Consider the following 8,821-nt stretch of genomic DNA (forward strand, 5'->3'; position numbering starts at 1 on the left):
TGCAAATATAGTACTGACATTTTAATCATCAAAACTTATTTAGAATAAATAAATATAATTATTTTAAAACAATTTTAACATCTTTAATTTTTTGATTTTCGTAATTAATGTGTTTTTTAGTGTGTTATTTTTAATGATTTGTCTTTTTTAGTGAATTATCATTAAAAGTTTGTGTTTTAGTTTTTCGGAAAGAAATGGAATTCTCTTAAAGTGATTTTGGTTTTTGTATACGTTTGTCTTACAAATAGATATCATTACTTTTGGATAAATTTCACCTTATTTTAAATGAATAGTTGAATAAAAATATGCAATACTTAAAACTTCATTTTGAGATTTTTGATGCGAAAATTTTTAGATTTTACAATTTTCTCATCATCGGTAATCATGATACAACTGTACTTAGGAAATTGTTTCAATAGTTCCAGTCCTTTTGTTTTTCCTAAAACCATTAAAGAGGTGCTCAATCCATTTGCCATTTCAGCATTAGGACCTAATACGGTTACACTACACAATCCTGTTGAAGGATAACCTGTTGCGGGATTGATAATATGAGAATAGCGTTTTCCATCTAAAATCACATATTTTTGATAATTACCAGAAGTGGTTACTGCGTCAAAATTAAGAGGAATCGTAGCAATTAGTTTATCTGTATTAAAAGGATTGGTTAGGCCAATATTCCATGGTTTCCCATTGGGTTGTGATCCCCATGTACTCATATCTCCAGAAGCATTGATAATTCCTGCTTTAATGCCTTTGATTAACATCATGTTTCGACATTTATCTGTTGCATAGCCTTCGCCTAAAGCCCCAAAACCGATTTTCATACCTTTCAGTTGTAGAAATATTGTGGATTGGAGGGAATCTAGAACGATATTTTTATAGCCTACTTTTTCAACTGATTTTTTTACGGCTTCTGCCAAAGGCATCTTAGTCATGGAACCATCAAATTTCCAAATTTTCTCCATTGCTGCAAAACTGATGTCAAAAGCTCCATTGGTAATTTCTGAAAGACGAAGTGCGCGTTGTGTCAATTCAAAAACTTCTCGATCTACTTTTACAGGTTGGATACCCGCATTTTGATTGACTTGTGATACTTGTGAAGTAGGTTTCCAGTCGGAAATTAAATGTTCGATTCGGCTGATTTCAGAAATAATAGTATCAATGTTTTTTTCAGCTGTTAGGGAATCATTGGCAACAATAGAAATATCAAAACGACCTCCCATAAGTAGGGTGGTTCTTTTTCGGAGAATTTGACTATGGCTAGTAAAACTAGAAATAATTACTATAAAAAAAAGCAATTTTTTAAGAAAAATACGCACTGTTGATTTCATATTCTTTTTTTTTTATTCATAAATAATCCATACTGCTTAATTCTTTACTATCTGGGTGTAAATATTGGCACGCCAATTTTACAGATTTAAACAAATTCTTAATTATAGATGTAGCTTTTCTATATTAGTAACAATCTGTCAAAATTTGATTTTTTTCTTTGAAATCAGAAAGTGAAGTTGAAATTTCAGCTTGGCAAATGGCATCCAAAATAGTTTCGACATCGTGTTGCATTGCCAGAGAGCCACAAATCATGACGGTACCACCTTCTTTTAATAAATCTACAAAAAAGCGAGCATCACGCTGAATTAAATCCATGACATAAAAATGATTCGCTTCACGCGAAAAAGCTACATGCAAATTTATCAATTGTTGTTTTTGAATCATAGTAGCTGCAAAGGATTCGTAATGTTTGGTGCTTTCTGTCTCTTTTCTAAAACCAGCGTACAAGTGAATGGCTGTCTTTTTCTTGTTTTGTTTAATCATTCCTAAAAATGGTGCAATTCCCGTACCGTTAGATATTAGGGCAACTTTTTTTGCTTTTTTAGGCAAATGAAAAGCACTGTTATGGATGATTCTAGCTTTAATAATAGCTCCTGGTTCAACATTGTATAAATAGCTAGAACCTAAACCTGAAGGATGCAACTTGACTACAAGTTGTACATTTCCGTTGTGTTTCCCGATAGAGTAGAGGCGTTCACGAGTGTCATTAGTTGGATAAATTGCTAATAAATCGCCTGAAGTAAATTGGGTTCTACTATTGGTTCGGAGTGTTAGTAAAAAAGTTTGATCGGTTTCTGAAATAATTGTTTTTTCTAAGACCATCATTTTCTGTAACCCTTTTGGAACATGGTTGTATAAAGATGGAGTAGTAGATAAGGAAAATCCTGATTTTTGATTCCATAAGCGAACCCAGTTTATAAATTCTTGGGATGATTTGTCATTAACCGTTTGTAATTCTAAAAAGCTTTCTGCCCAGCTTTGAGCACTTAGTAAGTTGTCAATTTCGTATGCATATCCACAAAAATCAGGATACGCTTTCGATCCAAAACCAACAACTGAAAAATTCACTTTTTGTTGCTGAGGAATTGTTACTACTAATGTTGTAAATTTAGTTGCATTAGAAGGAGCGTCTCCCAAACCATGCGTCGATGCAAAAACTATAATTTCAGTTGCTTTTGGATAAGTAGTGTACTGATTCATTTGGCAAATAAAAGCCTTTTGATCATTGGCTAATAATTGTTTGTAAATAGCATTGGCAAATCGAAAAGTGCTTCCATTTTCAGAACCTACTAGCAAAATAATCTCACTATCAGTAGCGTTGTATTTGTTTTGAATGCGAGTAGCTCTTCGTTTTAAAGTCATCGCAAAACCAGAATAAATAAAATAGAGAATATTTAAACTCGCTAATCCTAAAATAATTGCCCATAAAATATTCGTTCGTCCCGTGTGTAACTCCAAACTTAAATCAGATAGCAATTTGGTTACTGGGAAAAGTTTTTCGCTAATGATAACACCTGTAAATTGTTCGACTTCGATTTCACGATCTTTCAATTTTATGATGTAATAATCTTCAGGATCCTCTGAAAAAGGGAATTCAATTTTTTGAACGTCCGACAATAAAGTGTTTTTGAAAAATGATTTGTTTTTAGAAGAATTAATCTCTTTTAAAAATTCAGTTTCTGGGTTTTTATCCATAAAAAAATGAAATTTCTCTAACGATAAATAGGTGCCAGATACGGCTATAATCAAAATAGGAATTAGGGCTAATCTCCCTAAAACTACATGGTAATATTGGGCTAGATATTCTTTGATTACTTTGGAAAAGAAGTTTAGCAATCCTCTTTGTCTTTTAAGAACAAGTACAAAACCTGATAAAGCTATAAGAATAAGAAGAAACGAAATCAACCCTACAACAAAACGTCCTGTTTCTTTAAGGAATAAGGAACGGTGCAAAGCGGTAGTCCATTGGATAAAATCGCTTTTTTTGATGGGTTTGCCAATGATTTTTCCAGTTCGTGGATCAATGAAATTATTCACATCTTGGTCTTGTTGATCAATTCCTTGGAGGGTTACAAATTGATTATGGTCTACACTGAGTTCAGTTATTTCGGGATAGACTTTTCGAAGAATAGGTAGTGTTTCAACCAACTTGATTTGTTCAAAATGGGCTACTTGATAAGACGGTACTTTTTCTTGGACAGCATCTAGAGCGAGTATAACTCCTGTTACGGAAGCTAAAATTAAAAATAAAGAAGAAAATACAGCTAAAGCCAAATGGGAATAACGCCAAAAAGAAAGAGTCATTGAAGAAAGAGTTTAAAAAAAAAGAAACACAGATTTCTCAAAGTATCACAGATTTTGTAAAGTGTTATTTTAGAATCTAATCCTCAATAACTTGTTTTTATCTATGAAAGCGGGAGAAATCTGTGTTGAAATTCTAATTATATTTTGTTGAATCGTACATAACGGATGTAGCCTTTACCTTCTGTTTTAGCAGCGAGTCCTTCTGTTGTTAGCGGTAATTCTAAGTCAGTTGTGTTGTATTTTTGATCCTCAACAGCAGTTTCAAAACGCAATTTATAACCGCTATTAATTTTAGCATTATCAATTTCTAAAGTAGTGATACTACGATCACCACCTGTTATTGATGCACCAGTAATTGCGCTAATGTTTGTTGGTTTTTTAGCATAAAATTTATGCCATTCTTTCAATGTTTTGTACCATTTTTTATCGTCACCCATTACGTAGAGTGTTTTTTCGTATGCGCCTTTTGGATCGATAAGAGAGACAACAACATACGCCCCTTCGCCAATATAATTAGACATTTGAAGCATGCATTTGTATTTGCTTGTTTGTGCAGTAGCTTGAAACGATAAAAGACAGATGATTGCCGTCGAAAAAGCTATTTTTAGTATTGATTTCATAGTGTGGTAATTAGTGAATGGTGATTCGTAATTAGTTTAGAATTTTATAGAATGTGTAATTAGTAACCATTTTGTTTTGTAAAATAGAATGCTAATCACTGAAAGATTATTTTAAAAATTCTAGAGATACGTTGTTTTTGGTTAAAGTTTCATTTTCTTTTGCTAACGCATAAGGGCTTTCGTCAAAATCAGTGTTGATGTCTTTTTTAGCACCTAGCGATAGAAAATATTTCAAGATGCTATCGTCTTTTGAAATCATCGCCACTTTGTGTAAAGCCGTTAATCCATCTTTGTTTTTAGCATTGATATCAATATGTAATGGGGTAATCTTTTTAAGCAAAGTTAAATCGTTTTTGATAACAGCCAAATGATACAAAGTACTTCCATCTTTTTGTGCGTTAGCTAAATTAAGTCCTTTGTCTTGTAGTATAGTTATTTTAGTATCAAATGGATTTTGTTTTGAATTAGAACCTCCATCGCCACGTCCCATTCCCATTTGAGGGCGGTAGGATTGAATAAGATAGAACCCTAAATTGTTTCCTTCTTTATCAAGGATATTTATGTCAGCGCCTTTGTTTAATAGTGCTGTTACCGCTTCAGGAGAACCATTTTCTACCGCTTTTGTCAAGGCAGATTGTCCTTTGTTGTTTTGAGTATTAGTGTTTTTTACCATTGGTAACAAAAGCTCTAATGCAGCCCTATCTCTAGCAGATGCTGCAATCATTAAAGGGGTGTTTCCCTCCTTATCGGCTTTATTTATAGCTACTCCTTTAGTAATAAAATAATTGATGATTTCAGTTTGTTTTGGCTTATTTGCAAGTAAGTGCAACACTGTTTCACCTTCTTTATTGGTTACTGTGGGTTTTATTTTTAATTCGTCAACCAAATATTGGTATACTTCAATAGGATTGGAGTCACGGCGTGAACCTTGGGCTGCCATAATCAGCGCATTATCACTAAATTTTACTCCTTTTGTTAATAGTTTTTTTAATAATGGAATATTACCTGATTTGGCTACGTAATCAAAAGCCGTATTACCATTGTTGTCTACATCTTTTAACGACATTCCTTTAGTTGAAAAATAGTCAGCTAAGCTCAGATTTTTATCCGATGAAATGGATAAAAGTAACAAGTTAGCTCCATCTTGGTATTTTCTCTTTGGGTCGATACCCGCTTTAAAAAAGGCTTCATAAATTGCCGTATTAGCAACACCACTACTTGCTGCTGCTGTAATAGGAAAACTACTGTGACTGTCTTCTAAATTAATATCTGATCCTTTGTTAATTAAGTATTCTACAGTTTCTAGATTCCCTTTTCCAGCTGCCCAATGCAAATAAATGCGACTATCGTGTGTTGGTTTTTTGACACTATTTCCTGGCTGTTCTACTAAATATTGTATTGTTGAAACTGGAGCATCATTCATAATAGCCATCACTACTGGATCAAAAGCTCTATCATTTGATTCTGATGGATTATTACCTTTTTCGATCTCGGTTTTAATTGCGTTTAGATCTGGGCTAGTTTTCCAAAAAGAAGCATCTAAAAGACTGTTTTTTTGTTGGGCATTCGCAAATAAACTAGCGACTAGAGTTAAGGAAAGGATTATTTTTTTTTTCATAAAAAAAGAGTGGATTTTAAATGTCAGTTTGTTTAAATATATTTAGAATAAATAAAAATAGTGCAAATGTAAAAATAAATAAGTTATAGTAAGTATAAAATATTTTTATTTTATTTTTTTAAAAGAATGAAATTTGGTAATGGTTTAAAAGAAAACCTATCATGATTTTTGTTTTTTCTTTCTATTCCACCACACAAAAAAACCAGTAACGGGTAAACTTGCAATAAGTAAACTAATTAAAAAGGCAAATATTTTCCCTGGTAAACCTAATGCAGCTCCTGTATGAATATCATAATTCATTCGCATGAGTTTATCACTTACAGCAGCGTCTTTATATTTACCAAAAATGTGATTGACTTCTTTTTCTTCTAAAGTGTATTGATCAAAATAACGATAATCCATTTTCCAATAAGTTCCTGCATCAGGATTAGCATTAGCTGCAATGGTTGTGCTGTCATTTTCTGGCGGATGGACTTCGATAGATTCGGCTTGGGGGTATTCTTTTTGCATCAAAAGCCATACTTTATCAATAGGATTGGTTGCTGCAATTGTTTTTTTATCTGAAATTGGATCTTCATAAACTAATGTTTTTTCGCCACCAAGTACTTTGTAATACGAATAAGCAAACCAATTAAATCCCCATACAAGCCCTGTAATGGCAAAAATTAGTGCAATAAGAAGCACATAAAACCCTGTGATATTGTGTAGGTCATAATTTTTTCGCTTCCATTTGGTTGTTTTTTTCCATTTGAATGAAAAACGTTGTTTACGGGCATTTTTGTTTTTTGGATACCAAAGATAAAGTCCGGAAAGGAGAAGTATCAGGAAAATTAAAGTAGCCGATGCTACGACTACTTGCCCTATTTTGTGAGGCAACCATAGATAGAAGTGTCCGTCTAAAATGAAACGGAAAAAACCTTCCTCCATATTTACATTTTTAAGTACTTCACCTGTATAAGGATTGAGGTAAACAATATGATAATAGGATGGTTCATAATGAAAAAAGATAGCCTCGGCAGCTTCTTCTGAACTATTGTATTCTATAGCGTGAAGACTTTTATTAGGAAGCTCTTTTCGTGCAATTTTTTCTAGTTGAGAGGGGAGTAGGAAAGGTTCGTTTTTACTTTCAACAAAACGATAGGTTTCTGTATAGTTTTGTATTTCCTCTTGAAATGCATATAGGCAACCTGTTATGGCAATGATAAATACAATGATACCTGAAGATAGTCCCAGCCATAAGTGAAGGATTTTAATAGCTTTAGTGAAATTGTTCTTTTTCATGGATTAAGAATAAAAACTCCTCACCGAAATGAGGAGTTGAGTTGGATAAAAAAAGATAAACAAACAAATAAAAAAAACTTAAAATTTATACCCAACTGACATACGAAAATTTGTGCCAGGTTCCGACTGCCAATAATAGGTTTGATTATAGGTATAATAACCACCAGAATATAAGTATTGATTTAAAATATTATTAACGATTAGATTAAATGTTATGTTATTCTTAGTATAAGTTAGTCCACCATCCATACGGAAATAATCAGGTAATTGTGTTTCGTCATTAGAAGCAAACCATGGTTTTCTATCCACTTGGTATTGGTATCCTAACGAAATACCTAAACCATTTAAAGCACCATTGTCTATTTTGTAATTCAACCACGCATTTTGCACATGCTTAGAGGTTCCAGAGACTTGTGCGCCTATTAATAATGGATCAGAATCTTCAGTAATTTTAGCTTCTGTAAAAGCATAGTTGATAATTAAATCTAAATTTTTGAATATTTCACCTCTAATGTCGGCTTCAAAACCATTTACTTTTTGTTGACCACTTTGTTTACTGAATTGTTGAGCTCCAGTAGAATGCTCAAGATCCGCAGTAAGGATGTTGTTGTTGGTTATTTGGTACAAAGCAAATACAGAATTCCATTTTCCATTCAACCAGTCTTTTTTGAAACCCAATTCAAGGTTAGTACCTGTTAATGGGTTAAATGTTTTTCCTTCCCAATCCGTACCATAGTTTTCATTAAATGATTGGTCTCTCATGGCATAGATAGAAGTGTTTTTGTTAATAGAATAACTCAAACCAATACGAGGAGTAAATTTACTTCCTTTGTATTCTCCAGAATATACAGTTGCAGTTTTTAGAGTAGTATATCTTCCAGCAAGCGTCAAACGAAGTTGGTTCTCCAAGAACCCAAGTTCATCTTGAACATAAAATGCATTGTAGGCATTTTTATATTGCAATCCTCTTACTTTAATATCTACACTTCTATCAAATATGGGCATATTAGCAGCAGTAACTGTTCCATAAACAGGATTGTAAATATCAAGATCAGGAAGTAAGGCACTTTGTGTCCAATCGTAATAATTTATTTTATCACTCATATCAAAACCAGCAAGTATTTTATGGTTAACAGTTCCTGTTTTCTCTTGACCATTTAAAAAAAGCTGTCCTGTTTTAGCTAATGCATAATCTTCGGATATGTAAACACGTCTTTGCATGATATTCTCATCAACACCTGTAATAGCATCAGGCCACATTGACATTCCTACTTGAGTGTAGTTAAAATATCCTGCTTGTCCTGTGAATTTCCAATTGTCATTAATTTTATGTTCCATAATAGCAAGAAGACTTTTGTCATTCATATTGGTTGGAGCAAAATTAGGTTCTCCTGTAGTGAAATTTCTTGGCAAATCAGCATACCCTTATTTAGAGAAAGAATAATTAGTACCAATCATGTTTACCTGTGAGAATTGATGGGTATATTCTAATGTAAGTGCGGTATTTTCATCTGCTAAATATTTTAATACAGGTGCAATGGTATAGCGGTTATTGTAATCAAAATCACGGTGACTATTTTTAGTTTGTCCCATGGAATTAAAACGATACAATAATTTTCCATCATTAGTTACTTTCCCATCTAAATCTAGAGAAGTTCTGTACATA

Annotated in this window: 6 protein-coding genes and 1 pseudogene; all 7 read right to left on the minus strand. The window is 32.8% G+C overall.

The genetic code is table 11. The annotated features are described in order from the left end of the window. Positions 1 to 314: 314 nt before the first annotated feature. Positions 315 to 1,331, minus strand: a complete 1,017-nt coding sequence (locus WBQ70_RS03120) for an FAD:protein FMN transferase (protein ID WP_423910427.1) — start codon at positions 1,329 to 1,331, stop codon at positions 315 to 317. 124 nt (positions 1,332 to 1,455) lie between these two features. Further along, positions 1,456 to 3,636 carry a PepSY domain-containing protein gene (locus WBQ70_RS03125; protein WP_423910430.1) on the minus strand — a complete coding sequence of 727 codons (2,181 nt, stop codon included), beginning with the start codon at positions 3,634 to 3,636 and terminating at the stop codon, positions 1,456 to 1,458. Positions 3,637 to 3,773: 137 nt separating this feature from the next. Continuing rightward, complete coding sequence (locus WBQ70_RS03130; protein ID WP_423910432.1) at positions 3,774 to 4,256, minus strand: DUF2271 domain-containing protein; 483 nt, start codon at positions 4,254 to 4,256, stop codon at positions 3,774 to 3,776. A 106-nt stretch (positions 4,257 to 4,362) separates the two neighbouring features. Further along, positions 4,363 to 5,874: an ankyrin repeat domain-containing protein gene (locus tag WBQ70_RS03135; RefSeq protein ID WP_423910435.1), complete on the minus strand. Its 1,512-nt coding sequence runs from the start codon at positions 5,872 to 5,874 to the stop codon at positions 4,363 to 4,365. Between the two features lie 159 nt (positions 5,875 to 6,033). Beyond that, positions 6,034 to 7,155, minus strand: a complete 1,122-nt coding sequence (locus tag WBQ70_RS03140) for a PepSY-associated TM helix domain-containing protein (protein ID WP_423910438.1) — start codon at positions 7,153 to 7,155, stop codon at positions 6,034 to 6,036. Between the two features lie 78 nt (positions 7,156 to 7,233). Then, the gene (locus WBQ70_RS03145; protein ID WP_423910441.1) at positions 7,234 to 8,568 is read right to left on the minus strand and encodes a TonB-dependent siderophore receptor; all 1,335 of its coding nucleotides are present in this window, start codon (positions 8,566 to 8,568) and stop codon (positions 7,234 to 7,236) included. A 12-nt stretch (positions 8,569 to 8,580) separates the two neighbouring features. Next, positions 8,581 to 8,821 (minus strand): annotated as a pseudogene (locus WBQ70_RS03150) (TonB-dependent siderophore receptor); the annotation flags it as partial.

Source organism: Flavobacterium sp. (assembly GCF_049590715.1).
GTDB lineage: Bacteria > Bacteroidota > Bacteroidia > Flavobacteriales > Flavobacteriaceae > Flavobacterium.